The sequence below is a fragment of the Microbispora sp. KK1-11 genome (assembly GCF_006874435.1).
GTDB lineage: Bacteria > Actinomycetota > Actinomycetes > Streptosporangiales > Streptosporangiaceae > Microbispora > Microbispora catharanthi.
In genome coordinates, this window is record NZ_VIRJ01000055.1 from 1 (window position 1) to 16,287 (window position 16,287).

17 protein-coding genes are annotated in these 16,287 nt (G+C 71.5%); 8 read left to right on the forward strand and 9 right to left on the reverse strand.

Annotated features, from left to right (window positions below; translation table 11 throughout):
• Positions 1–420: 420 nt before the first annotated feature.
• Positions 421–1,224, forward strand: coding sequence for an aminotransferase class IV family protein (locus FLW16_RS41430; protein WP_142566465.1), 804 nt, complete (start codon positions 421–423; stop codon positions 1,222–1,224).
• A 45-nt stretch (positions 1,225–1,269) separates the two neighbouring features.
• Here the strand turns inward: FLW16_RS41430 and FLW16_RS44280 are convergent, their stop codons facing one another.
• A complete protein-coding gene (locus FLW16_RS44280; RefSeq protein WP_185949831.1) occupies positions 1,270–1,437 on the reverse strand; it encodes a hypothetical protein in 168 nt (55 codons plus the stop codon).
• A gap of 110 nt (positions 1,438–1,547) precedes the next feature.
• Complete coding sequence (locus tag FLW16_RS41435) at positions 1,548–2,105, reverse strand: DinB family protein (RefSeq protein ID WP_142566466.1); 558 nt, start codon at positions 2,103–2,105, stop codon at positions 1,548–1,550.
• Positions 2,106–2,200: 95 nt separating this feature from the next.
• Here FLW16_RS41435 and FLW16_RS41440 point away from each other — a divergent pair, with 95 nt between their 5' ends.
• The gene (locus tag FLW16_RS41440) at positions 2,201–3,154 is read left to right on the forward strand and encodes a YafY family protein (protein WP_142566467.1); all 954 of its coding nucleotides are present in this window, start codon (positions 2,201–2,203) and stop codon (positions 3,152–3,154) included.
• A 3-nt stretch (positions 3,155–3,157) separates the two neighbouring features.
• Here the strand turns inward: FLW16_RS41440 and FLW16_RS41445 are convergent, their stop codons facing one another.
• The gene (locus tag FLW16_RS41445) at positions 3,158–5,428 is read right to left on the reverse strand and encodes an LLM class flavin-dependent oxidoreductase (protein WP_142566468.1); all 2,271 of its coding nucleotides are present in this window, start codon (positions 5,426–5,428) and stop codon (positions 3,158–3,160) included.
• Between the two features lie 90 nt (positions 5,429–5,518).
• On the opposite strand from FLW16_RS41445, the gene FLW16_RS41450 reads away from it, so the two are divergent.
• Positions 5,519–6,040 carry a MarR family winged helix-turn-helix transcriptional regulator gene (locus FLW16_RS41450; protein WP_142566469.1) on the forward strand — a complete coding sequence of 174 codons (522 nt, stop codon included), beginning with the start codon at positions 5,519–5,521 and terminating at the stop codon, positions 6,038–6,040.
• A 34-nt stretch (positions 6,041–6,074) separates the two neighbouring features.
• Here FLW16_RS41450 and FLW16_RS41455 read toward each other — a convergent pair whose 3' ends face one another.
• Entirely contained in the window at positions 6,075–6,527 is a 453-nt protein-coding gene (locus FLW16_RS41455; protein ID WP_260616170.1) for a MarR family winged helix-turn-helix transcriptional regulator, read from the reverse strand.
• A 92-nt stretch (positions 6,528–6,619) separates the two neighbouring features.
• Between FLW16_RS41455 and FLW16_RS41460 the strand changes: the two genes are divergently transcribed.
• Positions 6,620–7,084 carry an SgcJ/EcaC family oxidoreductase gene (locus FLW16_RS41460; protein WP_142566470.1) on the forward strand — a complete coding sequence of 155 codons (465 nt, stop codon included), beginning with the start codon at positions 6,620–6,622 and terminating at the stop codon, positions 7,082–7,084.
• Between the two features lie 122 nt (positions 7,085–7,206).
• On the forward strand, positions 7,207–7,344 hold the full coding sequence (locus tag FLW16_RS44285) for a hypothetical protein (RefSeq protein ID WP_185949832.1): 138 nt from the start codon (positions 7,207–7,209) through the stop codon (positions 7,342–7,344).
• A 29-nt stretch (positions 7,345–7,373) separates the two neighbouring features.
• Here FLW16_RS44285 and FLW16_RS41465 read toward each other — a convergent pair whose 3' ends face one another.
• Positions 7,374–7,835: an Lrp/AsnC family transcriptional regulator gene (locus FLW16_RS41465; protein ID WP_142566471.1), complete on the reverse strand. Its 462-nt coding sequence runs from the start codon at positions 7,833–7,835 to the stop codon at positions 7,374–7,376.
• 93 nt (positions 7,836–7,928) lie between these two features.
• On the opposite strand from FLW16_RS41465, the gene FLW16_RS41470 reads away from it, so the two are divergent.
• Entirely contained in the window at positions 7,929–8,777 is an 849-nt protein-coding gene (locus FLW16_RS41470) for a TIGR03619 family F420-dependent LLM class oxidoreductase (protein WP_142566472.1), read from the forward strand.
• On the forward strand, positions 8,774–9,199 hold the full coding sequence (locus FLW16_RS41475; RefSeq protein WP_142566473.1) for a nucleoside deaminase: 426 nt from the start codon (positions 8,774–8,776) through the stop codon (positions 9,197–9,199). The genes FLW16_RS41470 and FLW16_RS41475 overlap by 4 nt, the downstream gene beginning before the upstream one ends.
• 9 nt (positions 9,200–9,208) lie before the next feature.
• Here FLW16_RS41475 and FLW16_RS41480 read toward each other — a convergent pair whose 3' ends face one another.
• From FLW16_RS41480 to FLW16_RS41495, 4 genes are all read right to left on the reverse strand, one after another.
• Entirely contained in the window at positions 9,209–9,757 is a 549-nt protein-coding gene (locus tag FLW16_RS41480) for a dihydrofolate reductase family protein (RefSeq protein WP_142566474.1), read from the reverse strand.
• 105 nt (positions 9,758–9,862) lie between these two features.
• Positions 9,863–10,402: an NUDIX hydrolase gene (locus tag FLW16_RS41485; RefSeq protein WP_260616171.1), complete on the reverse strand. Its 540-nt coding sequence runs from the start codon at positions 10,400–10,402 to the stop codon at positions 9,863–9,865.
• A gap of 38 nt (positions 10,403–10,440) precedes the next feature.
• On the reverse strand, positions 10,441–10,986 hold the full coding sequence (locus FLW16_RS41490) for a dihydrofolate reductase family protein (RefSeq protein ID WP_142566475.1): 546 nt from the start codon (positions 10,984–10,986) through the stop codon (positions 10,441–10,443).
• 164 nt (positions 10,987–11,150) lie between these two features.
• On the reverse strand, positions 11,151–11,729 hold the full coding sequence (locus FLW16_RS41495) for a peptidase inhibitor family I36 protein (RefSeq protein WP_142566476.1): 579 nt from the start codon (positions 11,727–11,729) through the stop codon (positions 11,151–11,153).
• A gap of 228 nt (positions 11,730–11,957) precedes the next feature.
• On the opposite strand from FLW16_RS41495, the gene FLW16_RS41500 reads away from it, so the two are divergent.
• On the forward strand, positions 11,958–16,280 hold the full coding sequence (locus tag FLW16_RS41500; RefSeq protein WP_142566477.1) for a BTAD domain-containing putative transcriptional regulator: 4,323 nt from the start codon (positions 11,958–11,960) through the stop codon (positions 16,278–16,280).
• The last annotated feature ends 7 nt before the right edge of the window (positions 16,281–16,287 follow it).

The window sequence follows — 16,287 nt, forward strand, 5'->3', positions numbered from 1 at the left end:
GGCCATCGCTTTCTTCTCCTTCGATCTTGACTTCGCAATCACGAAGGATCACGCGATGGCCGTCCTCATTTCACGACGCCACGCCTCTACCAGCGGAAACTCTTACACCACTCCCGTGGACGCAACCACGCCTGAACCGCGTCGCCATTCCGTATCCGGCCAATGTGGCGAGCCGGACCGGATGTGCGCGTTTTGTGCGGCCCTTTTCCCATCGCTCCACTGTCGACAGGAGCTCCCCGTGCGCCTGCGCGCCGTCGGGTAGCACGGCCGGCCAGGCGCACCCGTTCACGTTGACGCCCAGGCCAGGGACCGGTTTGCCGGCCTGGGCCTCGATTGATGAGAGGCGCTAACGTCGCTCCATGGCCGGACACCTCGGGAGGTTGTCCGCAGCCCAACCTATTCGCACCGCGGGAGCGATGTATGTCCTCTTATGTTGCGCACCGTAATGGCCGGCCGGCGAGCGCCGAGGAGTTGGCGCCGCTCGCCTTCGGGGCCTATGCCCACTTCACTGCCATGCAGGTGCGTGGCGGCCGGGTCCGGGGCCTCGACCTCCATCTGGAACGGCTGCGATCCGCCTCCCTGGAACTGTTCGGCCGGGCATTGCCCGACGATCGCGTGCGGGCCTGCCTGCGGGCGGCGGTAGAGGCCGGTCCAGCCGACCTTTCGCTCACGGCCACCGTGTATCCCCCGGCGGCCGAGTCCACGGTGACAGGGGCTTCTTCTGAGCCAGAGTTGCTGGTGCGTACCGGACCGGCCGCGTCCGCTCTGCAGGGACCGCTCACGCTGGCAGTGGTCGAGTACGAACGGGTCCTCCCGGCCGTGAAGCATGTCGGCGAGATAGCCAAGACATATTTTCCCCGTCAGGCCGTTCGGCAGGGCTTCGACGACGCCGCCTTCGTCGACCGCCGGGGCCGGCTCAGCGAAGGGTCGATCTGGAATCTGGCCTTCTGGGACGGCGCCGCGGTGGTGTGGCCCGAGGCCGAGATGCTGAACGGCACCACGATGGGTATCGTCCGCAGGCAACTGGATCGCCTCGGTGTGCCCCAACGCGTCCAGGAGGTCACGCTCGCGGACCTGCCGGCTCTGGCGGGGGCCGTGGTCATGAACTCATGGACCCCGGGAGTGCCGGTGCGCCGGATCGGCTCCGTGTCCTTGCCTGAGGCGTCGTCCTTCGTGCAGGTGCTGCACCGGGCCTACCAGGCCGAGCCGCTCACTCCGCTGTAGGGGCCGTCCCCTGCTGGCCCCCGCCCTGACCACTGGGCGGGGCGGTCAGCCGTGGGCGCGGATGGCGGCGATCAGCCAGGTGAATGCGGGCATGGCCGACGGAGCGGGCTCACGGCCGTTGAGCACGGCTATCAGCTGCCAGTAGCGCTCCACCCGGGCGTCGGCGACGGTCTCAAGCCACCGGCGCAGTTCGCCGCGTTCATCGGCCTGCATGCCGGGCTTGACGATCTGATCCAGGACAGACCGGCCTTCGCTCGCGGTCCGGATCAGCCCTGGGTTCGGCGCTGGCGATCCTCCCCGCAAGGCTTCCGGCGAGACGCGGGTCAGCCCATGCTCTTGGCGCCGTCCAGGGACTCGCGGATGATGTCGGCGTGCCCGGCGTGCTGCGCGGTCTCGGCGACGATGTGCATCAGCACCCGGCGGGCCGACCACCGCGCGCCGGCCTCGAACCACGGGGCCTTCGGCAGCGGCAGGGTCACGTCGAGGTCGGGCAGGGTGGCCACCAGTTCGTCCGTACGGCGGGCCACCTCGGCGTAGTCGGCCAGCACACCGGCGAGTGTGTCGCCGGGCAGCATCCGGAACTGGTCGGCCCACGCGGCCCGGTCGGCCTCGGTCATGCTTGTGGCGTCGCCCATCGACGACGGGCCGTTCAGGATGAAGTCGGCCCACTTCCGCTCGACCAGCGTGACGTGTTTGATCAGGCCGCCCAGGCACAGCTCGCTGGACGTGGTCCGCTGCCCGGCCTGCTCGTCGGTGAGGTCGCGGGTGGTGAGGCGCAGGAAGTGCCGGCTCTGGGCCAGCGCCGCCAGCAGGTCGGCGCGCTCGCCGCTGATGGCCGGCGCGTGGGCGAGGTCGCGAGTGATCGGCTCGTTGATGGTCACAGTCTCCGCCTTCGTCGTTCCGCTCGTCGGTCAGGAACCACGCTAGGAGTCATAGCGGACACTTTCCGGCCTGAATCGACGAGACAATCGCAGACATGGCGAACACCAGCACGCGGACGCTGCGGCTGCTCTCCTTGCTCCAGACCCATCGGTATTGGCAGGGCACCGAACTGGCCGAGCGGTTGGGAGTCTCCGTACGCACCCTGCGCCGGGACATCGACCGGCTGCGTGAGCTGGGTTATCCGGTGGAGGCGCAGCGCGGCGTCGACGGCGGCTACCAGCTCGCCGCGGGCGCCGCACTGCCGCCGCTGGTCATCGACGACGAGGAAGCGGTCGCACTGGCCGTGGGACTGCAGACCGCCGCTCAGGGGGCGGTGGAGGGCATCGCCGAGTCGTCGGTGCGGGCGCTGGCCAAGGTGGCGCAGGTGATGCCGGCCCGGCTGCGGCACCGGGTCGAGGCCCTGCGCACCATGACCGTACCCGCCGAGTGGGGCGGCCCCGCCGGGGCGGGCGTCGATCCGGATGTGCTCACCACGGTCGCGCTCGCCTGCCGGGACCGTGAACAGCTCCGCTTCGTGTATCGGGGGGCCGACGGCCGGCAGACCGACCGGCATGTCGAACCGCATCGGCTGGTCTGTCTCAGCCGCCGCTGGTATCTGGTCGCGTACGACCTCACCCGGCACGACTGGCGAAGCTTCCGGGCCGACCGGCTGACCGCGCCGGAGGGCACGGGCCACCGGTTCCGCCCCCGGGACCTGCCCGCCGCCGACGCCGCCGAGTTCGTCCGTGCCGGACTGGACAACCTGCCTCGTCCGTACCGGGTGGAGGTGCTCGTCGACGCTCCCGCCCCCACGGTGCGCGAGCGGATCGCCCGATATTGCACGATCGAGGAGGTCGACGCCGGGCATTGCCGGATCCGGACGACCACCCACTCCCTGGATTGGCCGACCATGTGGCTGGGCACGCTCGGCGCCGAATTCCGCGTCATCGAGCCGCCCGAACTGCTCGACCAGATCCACGACTGGGGGGCTCGGTTCCAACGGGCCTGAAGCTCAGTCGTCCGCCGGTTGGATGGGGAAGTTCGCGCGGAACACGTTGTCCGGGTCGTAGGCGCGTTTGACCTGCCGCAGCCGGGCGAGGTTGGCCTCGCCGAACGCGTCGAGCAGCCGTTCCGGCCGGGTGTCGGTGTCGAAGGACAGGTAGAGGCCGTCGGTGTACGGCGCGACCTCGGCGTCCCACGCGGCATTGAGGGCCGGCTGCGCGGCGCCCATGGCGGTGAGCAGGAAGTTCTGGTGCCGGTGCGGATACGCGGTCGCGTCGGGAGCCAGGTCGTGCGCGGCCCCACCGGTGGCGCGTATCTGCAGGAAGTAGGACAGCCCGGTGTGCGCCATCCGCTCGAAGGCGCGGCTCACGTCCCCGTCGAGGTGGGTGACCAGGCCGGAGCGTACGGCGGGGCTCCCGCCGCCGGTGTGGTGCCTTTCGGCCGGCTGCACCACGCCCGAATAGGGCAGCACGTAGCCCTGGTGTCCCAGCAGCGGACCGGCCTCGGCGAGCCGTTCGAGCTCGCTCACCGCGGCCTCGGTGTCCGCGCCGGCGTACACGGTCATGAGCTGGGCGAGCGCGTCCTGGCCGCGGCGCGGCGGGGAGAGGATGAGGAAGCTCGTCAGCTCACGCGGGGCCTTCTCCACCGCGGCGCCCCAGCGCTCGAGGAGCCCGGCCGTGTCGCGGGCGTCCAGGGTCATCTGGGAGAAGACGACGTCGCCGAGCTCCATCGCCTCGATCTCGACCCAGGTGACCACACCGAGGTTGCCCCCGGCACCGCGCAGGCCCCAGAACAGGTCGGGGTTCTCCTCCCGCGAGGCGTGCAGCACCCGCCCGTCGGCCGTCACGACCTCCGCGGCGACGACGTGGTCGATCGTGAGGCCGAATGCGCGCCCGAGCAGGCCGACGCCGCCCGTCGTGGCGAGGCCGCCCACGCCCACGCCGCCGAAGTCGCCCGAGCTGATCGCCCATCCGTACGGCACCAGGGCCTCGGCGACCTCGCCCCAGGTCGCGCCCGCGCCCAGCCGCACCCTGCGTGTGGCCGGATCCACGACCTGGACGGCGTCGAGCGCGCCGAGGTCGAGCACGATGCCGCCGTCGTTCGTGGAACGGCCGCTGATCCCGTGCCCGCCGGAGCGTACGCCGAGCGGGACGTCCTGCGACCGGGCGTACGCGAGCCCCTCGACGACCTGGCCGACCGTCCGGGGGCGCAGCACCAGGCCGGGGGACCCGGCGCGCAGGTAGTTGTGCCGCACGGACTCGTAAGCGCGGTCGCCGGGCTCGACGGCGTCGGCCGCGAGGCTCGCCGGGACCTCGTCGTAGTCGATGCCGTCGCGGCGCAGCGCGATCGCGGCGGCTCCGCGGCGGGCGGTCGCGGGGACGGTGCCGGTGGTCGTCCGCTCGCGCGCCACCGCGTCCCGTACGGCGGGGGCGATCTCCTCGCCGTACACCTGGATGAGCCGCGGGTCGTCCGAACCCAGGATGAACGTGCCGATGCCGTCCTCCAGCGCCAGAGCGGTCAGCTCCTCCACCCACTGCTCGACCGGTCCCTGCAGGAAGCCCTGCCGGCCCTCGGTGACCGCGCCGCTGATGTTCAGCAGGCGGCGCACCTGCGCCGGGTCGCGCCCGGCCTCCTCGGCGGCCTCGTCGATGACCGTGTTGCCGCGCCGCAGGTCGCCGTCCTTGAGGTAGGCGAGCGAGGGCAGCCAGCCGTCGGCCTCGCGCGCCACCAGGCGCAGCATCCGCGGCTTGTAGGCGCCGAGCCAGATCGGGATGTCGTGCGCGGGGGCCGGGCCGCGCTTGGCGCCCGCGACGCGGTGGTGTTCGCCGTCGACGCGCAGGATGCGGCGCTCGCGTACGTCCCAGATGCCGCGGATGATCTCGATGGCCTCCTCCAGCGCGGTCACGGACTCGGCCGGCGTCAGGCGGGTGCCGCCCATCGACTCGATCGCGTCCCAGAAGCCGCCCGCACCGATGCCGAGCGCGAACCGGCCGCCGGAGAGCAGGTCGAGCGACGCCGCGGCCCGGGCCAGCACGGCCGGCGGGCGCAGCGGCAGGTTCAGCACGTTGCCCGAGACCGTGATCCGCTCGGTGCGCGCGGCCACCCAGGACAGCAACGTCCACGTGTCCAGGAACCCCGGCTGGTAGGGGTGGTCCTGGAACGTCACGAGATCCAGCCCGGCGGCCTCGGAGATCTGGGCGAGGCGGACCGGCCCCTGCGGGTCCTGGTTCTGCGGGGTGAGGAACGTGCCGAAGGCCAGTTCGTGGCCGTAGTCCGTCATGTCGGGCCTCTCGCGAATTAATCTGTTGAGCAGACGATATGCCACACAACTTATCGAGAAGTCATCGTATTCCGGGCTAGAGTGGACGACGTGACCGCCTCCGAACCAGCCGACTCCCCGACGCCGTCGCAGGGTTCATCGCAGGGTTCCGTGCTCGGGTGGTCCCTCACCGTGTTGCTGCGGGAGTGGAGCGTGCGCGTCGAGGACGCTTCACGCGACCTGCCGCACGGCGTGCGCGGCTACCAGGTGCTCTCCGCGGTCGTGCACGACGCCCCGCCCACGCAGGCCGCGCTCGCCGCCCGCCTCGGCATCGACCGCACGGTCATGACCTATCTGCTCGACAAGTTCGAGGGGTGCGGTCTTCTGGAGCGCAGGCAGGACCCGGCCGACCGCCGGGCGCGGCGCATCGTGCCGACGGGCCACGGCCGGCGGGTCCTCGCCGAAGTGGACGCGCGGGTCGCGCAGGCCGAGGACGAACTGCTCTCCACCCTCCCGCCCGAGGACCGGCGTGTCCTCCTGGCACTGCTGGAGCACGCCGCCACCGGGGCGGCTCCCGGCGAGGACCGCTGCGCCGCCGTCGCGAGATCGGCCGAACTGACGCAGGAGGCGTGACCCGGTCCGGCGCGTCCCGGCTGGTCGAGGTCCGTCAATCGGTCCGCTTGTCGTGGAGCTCCGCGGTGGCTTCCACGTACGCGTCGGCGGCGCGGGCGAAGTAGTCGAAGAGGACGGCCTGCTGGTCGGGCGCGTAGCCCTGGACGACGGCGCCGATCTTCTGGCGGGCCGGAGCCAGGGCCTCGTCGAGGCCGCCGGGGCCGGCGACGAGTTCGACGATGACCTTGCGGCGGTCGTCCGGGTCGGGCGCCCGGCGCACGTAGCCCGCCTGCTCCAGACGGTCGATCAGCCTGGTCGTGGGCCCGGTGGTCAGGCCGGTGCGCCGGCCGAGCTCGCCGGGGGTCATCGCGCCGCCCAGCCCCAGGATGTTCAGCGCGTACAGGTCGGTCGCGCCCAGGCCGACGGCCTTGGCGGCGGCGTGACCGTGCAGCATCACGGCGCTGAGGTAGCGCCGGTACACCGCTCCCGGGTTGTCGAGTGTTGACACGTGCCGACCCCTTCCCTAATCTCTTCCTCAGAGAAGAGAAATCTTCAAAGAAGTAAATGCTTCAAAGAAGCTATCACGAGAGGGTGTAAGCCATGAACGCCTCCACCGCCCGCGCCGTCGACGTCGCCGCCGTCACCGCGGTTCTGGACCGTCTCACCGCCGCCTGGAACGCCGGGGACGGCGCCGCCTACGGCGCGGAGTTCACCGCCGAGGCCACCTACATCACCTACGTCGGCACCCTCTACGTCGGCGGCACGGAGATCGGCAGCGCCCACCAGGCCCTGTTCGAGAGCTTTCTCAAGGGCACCCGGCTCGCCGGCGAGATCGTCGGCATCCGCTTCACCGGCCCGGACACCGCCCTGGTCGTCACCCGCGGCGACGTCCACAAGGGGAAGCCCGGCAAGCTCGGCAAGATCCAGACCTACACGCTGGTCCGTCAGGCGGACGGCGACTGGAAGGTCGCGGCCTTCCAGAACACCAAGCACAAGGCCCTGATGGAGGCCATCTCCTTCAAGGCCCAGCCCGCCACCAAGCCCGCCGCCAGGCGCGCCGCCTGATCCCCACCGAAGCCCCCGCCGAAGCCCAATGGACCGGAGGACCCCCATGGCCCGTCTCGCCGTCGTCGGCGCCACCGGCCGCACCGGCCGCCTCGTCGTCGAACACGCCCTGGCAGCCGGGGGTGGGCCGTCCGCGCGTCTCGATCGGCGCGACCGGGCGCGTCGGCAACCGGACCTCCCGCGCCGATCTGGCCGCCTTCGTGGTGGACCGTCTCGACGACCGGCTGACCTTCGGCCGTCCCGTCGCGGTCTCGTCCTGAGCGCCGACGGTCGTGACCCGGGACCTCGTCTACCCGTTCGGAGGCACGGGGGCATGCGGCCCCCGGTAGGGGAGCGTCTCGCTGTAGACGATGTTGGTGGTGGTGCTGCCGAACCGCGCGAGCTCGTCCATCACCTTCTCCAGGTGGGCCATGGAGGTCGCGGCGACCTTGAGCGTGTAGCAGTCGTCGCCGGTGGTGCGCAGGCACTCCAGGATCTCCGTACGCTCGCCGAGCAGCCGGTGCAGCGGCTCGTGCCGGCTGCCCGGGTACTTCAGCCCCACCACGGCGAGCACGGCGTATCCGACCTTTCCCAGGTCGACGACGGCGCGGTAGCCGCTGATGACGCCGACCGCCTCCAGACGCCGCACCCGTTCTGTGGTCGCGGAGGCGCTGAGGCTGACCCGCCGGGCCAGCTCGGCGAGCGGCAGGCGGCCGTCGCGCTGCAGCTCGGCCAGGATGGACCAGTCCGTCGTGTCAAGACTCTCGGCCATCGGCCGAATATACCGGGGAATCCACGGCCGAACAGCCTGTAAGCAGGGATTTCTTTCTTCCCGACGGCCTGATCGCCTGAATACTCTGGTCCCGTGAAACTAGGCGTCAACGTCCCGAACTTCGGGCCGGGCACTCGCCCCGGCGTGCTGCGCGGCTGGGCCGAGACGGTGGAGGGGCTCGGGTTCGACCTGCTCATGGTCTCCGATCACGTCGTGGTGACCCCCGACGTGGCCGAGCAGTATCCCGCCCCGTTCTACGAGCCCTTCACCACGCTGTCCTGGCTCGCCGGGATCACCACCAGGATCAGGCTGGGCACCACCGTGCTGATCCTGCCCTACCGGCACCCGCTGCTGACCGCCCGTATGGCGGCCAACCTCCAGGAGCTGAGCGGGGGACGGCTGGTTCTCGGCGTGGGCGTGGGCTGGGCCCGGCAGGAGTTCGAGGCGCTGGGCGTGCCGTACGAGCGGCGCGGCGCGCTGACCGACGAGCACCTGCGGGCGATGCGCCTGGCCTGGCAGGACGAGGAGGACTACCGGGCCGGGCACATTCCGATCTGGGTCGGCGGCGGCAGCGACGCCGCTCTCCGCAGGGCGGTGCTCCTCGGCGACGCGTGGCATCCCCTGCGCTTCACCCTCCCGTGGCTGGGTGAGCGGGTGGACCGGCTGACCGCCGTCGCGGAGAGCCTGGGGCGTCCCGCACCCGTGCTCGCCCCGCGCATCCTGCTGCGGCTCACCGGCGCCCCGGTGACGGGCGAGGGACGCCGGGCCGGCGAGGGCACCCTCGACCAGGTCATGGACGACCTGGAACGGCTGCGCGCCCTTGGCGCCGAGACAGTCCTCCTCGACCCCTTCTGCGGGGACCCCGAGGAGACGAACCATCCGGAGACGGCGTGGCACATGCTCGAGACGGTGGCCGCCGCGTACACAAAGGAGCATTCATGACCCCCGACGACGAGAAGTTCCTCCGCAGGGCGATCGAGCTGGCCGCCGAGGCACGAGCGGGCGGCAACCCGCCGTTCGGCTCGCTGCTGGTGGGCCCGGACGGCGACGTGCTCGCCGAGGAGCGCAACACCTCGCTCACGGAGGCCGACATCACCGCTCATCCCGAGCTGAAGCTCGCGCGCTGGGCCGCCCGCGAGCTCGGCCCGGCCGCCGCGGCCGGCGTCACCATGTACACGAGCTGCCAGCCGTGCGGCATGTGCGCGGGTGCCATCGAGCGCTCCGGACTCGGCCGCGTCGTCTTCGCGCTCTCCACCGATCAGCTCGGCGGGCTCAAGCCGCCGGCCGCTCCGTCGTCCTTCCGGCAGGAGGGGCCGGCGCTCTTCGACGAGGCGCGCGTGCCCGTCGAGGGCTACTACCTCTGACGCGCGCCGTCAGCCGGCGTCCGGGACATAGCTCAGGTTGAGCACGCCGGTCTTGAACGTCTCGGACTTCACCAGCTTCAGCTTGTGCGTCGGGGTGTCCTCGAACAGCCGCTGCCCGCGGCCGACGACGATCGGGTGGACGAGCAGGTTCAGCTCGTCGAGCAGCCCGTTGGCGAGCAGCCACCGCACGGTCGTCGCGCTGCCGGACATCTGGAGGTCGCCGCCCTCGATCTGCTCCTTGAGCTCGCGCAGCCTGGCCGCGACGTCGCCGTTGACGACGGTGGTGTTGTTCCAGTCCGCCTTCTCCAGAGTGCTCGACACGACGTACTTGGGGGCGCTGTTGAAGGCCGCGGCGATCTCCGGGTCCTGGTCGGTCGTCGTCCAGTAGGCGGACCACTCCTCGTACAGCGTGCGGCCCATCAGCATGCCGGCCGAGTTCTGCATGCCCGCCTGGACGACGGCGCCCATCTCGTCGCTCCAGTAGGGGAAGTGCCACTGGTCGGGCGACTCGACGACGCCGTCGAGCGAGATGAAGAAGTTCGCGACGATCCTGGCCACTTGCTTCGCTCCTCATGTCGTAGGACTGGCTGCGAATGAAAGGCTAGGCGGAAGCCCTCGCCCCGTCTTGTACGGAAACGACACCGGCCGCGAACGGCTCCGCGGTCACGCTCGGCGGAGCCGCCAGAGCAGGTAGGCGGCGATGGACGACGAGTCGCTGACGGTGCCGTCGAGGATCATCTGCTCGAACTCGGTGCGGTGCACCCACCGCTGGCGCATGTCCTGCTCGGTGTGCTCGCGGTGGGCTTCGCCCTTGGTGAGGCCGGTGGCCACGTAGACGTGCAGCCCCTGGTCGGTCATCCCGTGGGCGTTGTCCATACGCCCGAGATAGCGCAGCAGGCCGGCCCGGAGCCCGGTCTCCTCCACCAGCTCGCGCCGGGCCTCGTCCTCGCGGGTGTCCGCCTCGGCCGACCCCTGCGGGAAACTCCACGAGCGGCGGCCGATCGGGTATCGATACTCCTCCACGAGGTGGAAACCGTCGTCCTCTTCCGGCACGATCAGCACGAAGTCGGGCCTGACCACGTATCCGTACAGGCCGGGAGAGCCGTCAGGGTGCTCGATCGCGTCCTCTCGGACCGTCATCCACGGGTTGCTGTAGACGACTCGGGAGGAGACCTGCCGGATCACGGGCTGCGCTTCGGTCACGTGGCCGGATACTACCGACGCTCCGGCCGTACGTCCGCCTACGCGGCGGGCCGGTAGGCGAGGGACAGCACACCGGTCGGGAAGGTCTCCGAGGACGCGAGCGTCATCGGGATCTCCAGGCCCTCCTCGAACAGGCGCTGGCCCTTGCCCACCACGATGGGGTGGACCAGCAGCCGGAGCTCGTCGAGCAGGTTGTGCCGCATCAGCGAGCGGACGAGGTTCGTGCTGCCGCTGATGCCGATCGTCTTGCCCGGCTGCCGCTTGAGCTTGGTGATCTCCTCGACGAAGTCGCCGCCGACGAGGGTGGAGTTCTGCCATTCGACCGTGTCGAGGGTCGAGGAGACGACGTACTTGCGGACGCTGTTGATGAAGCCGGCGAAGGGGTCGTCCGCGTCGCTCTTGCCCGGCCAGTAGGCCGCCCAGCTCTCGTACATGACCCGGCCCATCATCATCGCGTCGGACTCGGACATCAGCGCGCCGACGGCCGCGCCCATCTCCTCGCTGAAGTAGGGGAAGTGCCACTGGTCGGGCGACTCGACGACGCCGTCGAGGGACGTGAAGAAGCTGGCGACGATCTTGCGCATCTGGATCTCCTCGGTCTCGCGCTTGCGTGACCCAGACTCGCAGCCGACGAGTTCAACTGTCAAGACAATTTTTATTGTCGGTATCGCCCGTGTCCTCCAGGCCCCGGACTGGAGGACACGCGTCCGGGCGGGACCGGAAGGAGCCCGCCCGGGTCGGGGCGTCGTCAGCAGAACAGTTCCACGTGGTCCGCCCGGTTGTTGTTCACGTTCCCCACGTAGCTCCAGCCCGCATGCGGGCTCGAGCTCCAGAGCGAGTAGTCGAACTGATGGCCGTACGCCGGGTTGCCCAGGTCATCGTGCTCGATGAAGGCCACCTGCCAGTCGGTGTTGTTGTGCACCGAGGTCGTGCGGTCGTTCCACCCCCAGGTGGCGAGGTCCTGCCAGCCGCAGTCGTGGAGCTTTCCTCGGGGGTATCCGAAGTCCTTCCCGTCGTAGAAGCAGTACCAGCTGGACGGGCAGTCGGCGACCCCGGCCGCCAGGGCGGCCTGACCGGGGAGGGCGTAGGTCACCACGAACCTGCCGTTGTCGTAGGAGATTTCGTTGCGGCTCGTCTGGACGCCTCCCGGGGCGACCTTCAGCTGAAGCTCCACCTGCTGACGCAGCTCCGCGTCCGAGCGGGCCTGCCGGTGGAGCAGGGACGGGTCGTCCGCCACGCTCGCCGCGTGCACGGAGGTCCCCGTCAGGGTGACTGCCGCGGCCGCGATGCCGGCCAGCAGGACGGCGACGATCCTCGATCTGCGCATGGTGCCTCCACAAAACGAACCAGGAGAGTTCGCCCCGCACAGGGGCGGGGATCGGGTCGAGCATCGGACGGACCGGTATACAGGGCGTATAGGCCCTGATAGATGCCGATTTCCGTCCGTGAATCGTCCTGGCTCCGCCAGGGATTCACCGCCCTGACTGGATCATTGACAAACAGGGCGAAGATCCTGGATTCTTCACTCCGGTGTCCCGACAGAGGCGGAATGTGAGTGGAATTTCACGTCCTGGGGCCGCTCAGCGTTTCCCGCGATGGTCACCTGATCCCTGTCGGCGGAGCGCCGAAACTCCGGCTCACCCTGGCCGCGCTGCTGTCGAAGGCGGGCCAGCCTGTTTCCGTCGACTGGCTGATCGCCGCCGTCTGGGGCGACCGGCCGCCCGCGTCCGCGCGGCGCAACATCCACCTCTACGTCCACCGGTTGCGGCGGGCGTACGGCGCCCACGTCCTGCCCGGACGGCCGGGCGGCTACGCGATCATTCCCGACGCGCTCGACGCGGCGCGGTTCCGCAGCCTCGCGGCCCAGGGAAGCGCGGCCCTGGACCGGGGAGACCTCGAACCCGCCCGTGACCGGCTCCGCGCGGCGCTGAACCTCTGGCGGGGGCCGGCGTTCGCGGAGTTCGCCGACTGCGCGCTCGTCGCCGACGAAGCCCTGCGGCTGGAGAAGTCGCGGCTCATGGTGCACGAGCGGCTGGCGGAGGCCGAGCTCGCTCTGGGCCGGCACGTCGAGGTGGCCGCCGAACTCGCCGACCTCATCAAGGAGCATCCGTACCGGGAGAGCCTGCACGGGCATCTCATGCTCGCCCTGTATCGGTCCGGGCGCCAGGCCGAGGCACTGGAGGTCTTCCGCGGGGCCCGAGACCTCCTGAACGCCCAGCTCGGCATCGAGCCGGGCCCCGTGCTCCAGCGTCTGCACGAGGCCATGCTCCGGGGCGACGAGGACCTCCTCCCGGCCCTGGCCCCGCCCCCGGAGGCGGAGCGGCGGAAGACCGACGACTGCCCCTATCGAGGTCTGACGGCGTTCCAGCCGGAGGACGCGGACTGGTTCTTCGGCCGTTCCCACCTGGTCGACCGGCTGCGCGACCTCGTCGACCGGCTTCCCGTGGTCGGCGTGTTCGGCGCGTCGGGGAGCGGCAAGTCGTCCCTGCTGCGCGCCGGCCTGCTGGGAGCCGTCTCCCGCGAGGAGGGTGCGGCCTCAGGCGGCGACGGTGTCTCAGGCGGGAACGGTGTCTCCGGTGGGAACGGCGCGGCGCCGCCGTTGCGGGGCCTGCTCATGACGCCGGGGGAACACCCGCTGGACGCGCTGGCCGACGTGGTGGCTAAGGCGTCGGGCGGCGACCCGGTGACGCTGCGCGACGACCTGGTTCGCGACGCGAAAACACCGGCCGCCACACCGGCCGCCAGACTGGCCGCCGCACTGGCCCTCGCGCTCGGCGACGCGCCGGAGACCCGCCTGCTGCTGGTGGTGGACCAGTTCGAGGAGATCTTCACGCTGTGCGCCGACGACGCGGAGCGCCGCCGGTTCGTCGAGGCCCTCCTCGGCGTCGCGCTGGATGCGGGCCGCCGCGTCGTCCTCGTGCTCGGCGTCCGCGCCGACTTCCTCGCCCACCTGACCCAGCACCCCGCCCTGGTCGAAGCGCTCGGCGGCGAGGCTCAGATGCTCGTCGGGCCGGTGTCGTCGCCGGACCTCCAGGAGATCGTCGTACGGCCCGCCGCCCGGGCGGGGCTCACCGTGGACCCCGACCTGCTGGCCACGGTGCTGGCCGACGCCGCCGAGGAGCCGGGCAGCCTGCCGCTGGTCTCGCACGCGCTGCTGGAGACCTGGCGGGACGCGACCGGCCAGAGGCTCACGCTGCCGGCCTATCAGGCGGCCGGCGGCGTACGCGGGGCCATCGCGCAGAGCGCGGAACGGGTCTTCGGCGAGTTCGCCCCGGCGGAGCGGCGGGCCGCCCGAAGGATCTTCCTGCGGCTGACCGCGCTGGGCGACGGCACGGAGGACACCAGGCGGCCCATCTCCCGTACGGAACTCGTCGGCGTGGCCGACCCCGGCGTCACCGCCCGCGTGCTCGACCGGCTCGCCGCCGCGCGGCTCGTCGTCCTCGCGGAGGACACGGTCGACGTGGCGCACGAGGCGCTGATCAGGGCCTGGCCGCGGCTCCACCGCTGGCTCACCGACGACCGCGAGAACCTGCTCGTCCACCGGCGGCTCACCGACGCCGCGCAGACGTGGCGGGAGCTGGGCCGCGACCCGGGCGCCCTGTATCGGGGCGCCCAGCTTCTGGTGGCCGGGACCTGGGCGGAGGACCACCCGCAGGAGCTGAACGACGTCGAAAGCGCCTTCCTGCGGGCCAGCCGCGCGCTGGAGGACAGCGAGCGCATTGCGGCGCGGCGCCGCACCCGGCTGCTGCAACGCCTGCTGGCCGGGATGGCCGCGCTCTTCCTGCTCGCCCTGCTCGGTGGCGGCGTCGCCGTGCGGCAGGGCACTGAGGCCGGCCACCAGCAGCTGGTCGCCCTGTCGCGGCAGCAGTCCCTGCAGGCCCGATCGCTCCTCGCCACCGATCCCGATCTCGCCGGCCTGCTGGCGATCGCGGCGTACCGGCTCGACCCGGAGCCCGAGACGCGGGGCGCCCTGCTGAGCGTGTCGGCCGCGGCGCGACGCCGCGTCGAGCTCAACGTGGAAGGGCCCGCGGTCTTCGGGCTGGCGTTCAGCCCGGACGGGTCGCGGCTGGCCGCGGCCGGCACCGACGGAGCCGTCGGCCTCTGGGACCTGCGCACCCGCACCCGCGTCGCCGCCTTCCCCGGGCCGCTGCCCCGCACGGGACCGGGGGAGATCCACGCCAGGGCGGCGGCGTTCAGCCGCGACGGCAGGCTGCTCGCCTCCGTGGTCAGGGACGCCGCGCTCGAATCGAGCAGGGGCGTGGTCGTCGTGTGGGACCTGGCCTCCCGCCGGCCCGTGTTCCAGCGGCAGCGGGAGCGGATCACCGACGCGATGGCGCTGAGCCCCGACAGGACGAGGATCGCCATCGGAGTGGGCAAGGGCGCGGTCGAGCTGTGGGACCTGCGCGACGGGAGCATGCGCACCCTGAAGGGGCACAGAGAGGAGGTCGTGGCTCTCGCCTTCAGCCCCGACCAGGCGTTCCTGGTGTCGACCACCGGCGGAACCGAGAACCCCCTCGTGTGGGACGCCGCCTCCGGGGCGAAGGTCGCGGCGCTCGACGCCGTGAACGTCCACAGGCTCGGCTTCGACCCCGCCGGCGGGATCCTCGCCACGGGATCGTCGCACTACGGTGTGCGGTTCTGGCGGATCGCCCACGACCGTGTGACCCGACTGCCGGGGCTGCCCAAGCGGTCGCCGTACACCTGGGACATGTCCGCTCCGGTCGCCGGCCGGATCGCCGTCGCCGACGAGGACGGCCTGATCACGATCTGGGACGTGGCGCGACGGCAGCCCGTCGAGACCTACCAGGACAGAAGCCGCACCGAGACGCTGTCCCTCGCCCTGAGCGCCGACGGCTCGATGCTCGCCTCGGCCGGGCTGGGCCGGACCATCGTGGTCCGCGAGCGCGCCGTTCCTCCGTTCAGCGGACACAACCAGGCCGTGAACGACATCGAGATCAGCCCGGACGGCCGGCTCGTGGCCTCGGCGAGCAGCGACAGGACCGTCCGGCTGTGGGACGTCGCCGGGAACACGATCGCCACGTTCGGCGACCATCCCGATCACGTCAGGGCCGTCGCCTTCAGCCCGGACGGCCGCCTGCTCGCGACCGTCACCCGCAGCCACACGCTCACCCTCTGGGACGTCGGCAGCGGACGCAGGCTCGGCACGGCGGCGTACCGGGGGCTCGGCGCGTCCACCGACGTCGGTTTCGATCCGCACGGGCGCTTTCTCGTCGCCACCGCGCTCGGCCGGTTCCGCTGGGACATACGCGATCCGGGAAAGCCGGTCGAGGTGCCGTTCGCGGGCGGATATCTCGTCTCGGCGCTGGCGTTCAGCCCCCGCGATCCGCTGCTCGCCACCACCGGCCCCGCCGGCGACCTGGTCGTCTGGGACCTCGCTCGCGACAGGGAGGTGCGCGCCCTCAGGACCGGGCAGGGCTCCGTGCTCGACGTCGCCTTCAGCCCGGACGGCAGGTCGATCGCCACGGCGGGCGCCGACCGCACGGTGAAGCTCTGGGACACCCGGACCTGGGCGTCGTACGCCACGCTGACCGCCCACACCGCCCCGGTCCAGGCTCTCGCCTTCAGCCGGGACGGGCGTTCGCTCGCGTCCGCGGGAGACGACCGCACGATCATGGTCTGGGACCTCGGGACCAGAAGGCCGGCGGCCACGCTGACCGGGCACACCGCTCCGATCAGGGGCCTGGCCTTCACCGCGGGCGGAGACCTGATCTCGGGCGGGGAGGACGGCAGGATCATCCGCTGGGAGCTGCGCCCCGGCCCGCTCGCGGGGAGGCTCTGCGAGGAGATCGGCCGCGACCTCACCCGGGCGGAGTGGGCCGCCTACTTCCCCACGGTGGACTACCGGCCCACGTGCTGACGGCCGC

Excerpts from the sequence above, each read along its gene's own strand:
- FLW16_RS41490 (WP_142566475.1), bottom strand. The coding sequence starts at position 10,986 with ATGCGCAAGATCGTCGCCAGCTTCTTCACGTCCCTCGACGGCGTCGTC.
- FLW16_RS41430 (WP_142566465.1), top strand. The coding sequence starts at position 421 with ATGTCCTCTTATGTTGCGCACCGTAATGGCCGGCCGGCGAGCGCCGAG.
- FLW16_RS41465 (WP_142566471.1), bottom strand. The coding sequence starts at position 7,835 with ATGGCCGAGAGTCTTGACACGACGGACTGGTCCATCCTGGCCGAGCTG.
- FLW16_RS44280 (WP_185949831.1), bottom strand. The coding sequence starts at position 1,437 with ATGCAGGCCGATGAACGCGGCGAACTGCGCCGGTGGCTTGAGACCGTC.
- FLW16_RS41440 (WP_142566467.1), top strand. The coding sequence starts at position 2,201 with ATGGCGAACACCAGCACGCGGACGCTGCGGCTGCTCTCCTTGCTCCAG.
- FLW16_RS41495 (WP_142566476.1), bottom strand. The coding sequence starts at position 11,729 with ATGCGCAGATCGAGGATCGTCGCCGTCCTGCTGGCCGGCATCGCGGCC.
- FLW16_RS41460 (WP_142566470.1), top strand. The coding sequence starts at position 6,620 with ATGAACGCCTCCACCGCCCGCGCCGTCGACGTCGCCGCCGTCACCGCG.
- FLW16_RS41475 (WP_142566473.1), top strand. The coding sequence starts at position 8,774 with ATGACCCCCGACGACGAGAAGTTCCTCCGCAGGGCGATCGAGCTGGCC.
- FLW16_RS41445 (WP_142566468.1), bottom strand. The coding sequence starts at position 5,428 with ATGACGGACTACGGCCACGAACTGGCCTTCGGCACGTTCCTCACCCCG.